The 316-nt window shown below is 46.8% G+C and carries 2 tRNA genes; both read left to right on the plus strand.

The annotated features are described in order from the left end of the window. The first annotated feature begins 81 nt into the window (after positions 1–81). A tRNA-Ile gene (locus HX821_RS31355) sits at positions 82–158 on the plus strand. A gap of 10 nt (positions 159–168) precedes the next feature. Then, positions 169–244, plus strand: a tRNA-Ala gene (locus HX821_RS31360). Positions 245–316 lie beyond the last annotated feature (72 nt).

Consider the following 316-nt stretch of genomic DNA (forward strand, 5'->3'; position numbering starts at 1 on the left):
TGATTCATTGAAGAAGACGATAGAAGCAGCTTTAAGCTCCAAGCTGATAGCTCTTAGCTAATCAGTTACGCGCTCGAAATTGGGTCTGTAGCTCAGTTGGTTAGAGCGCACCCCTGATAAGGGTGAGGTCGGCAGTTCGAATCTGCCCAGACCCACCAATTTTGTTATGGGGCCATAGCTCAGCTGGGAGAGCGCCTGCCTTGCACGCAGGAGGTCAACGGTTCGATCCCGTTTGGCTCCACCATTAACTGTTTCTGCTGTTAAAGTTTAGAAATGAATATTCGCGAATGAATATTGATTTCTAGTCTTTGATTAG

Source organism: Pseudomonas sp. B6001, assembly GCF_013386015.1.
GTDB lineage: Bacteria > Pseudomonadota > Gammaproteobacteria > Pseudomonadales > Pseudomonadaceae > Aquipseudomonas.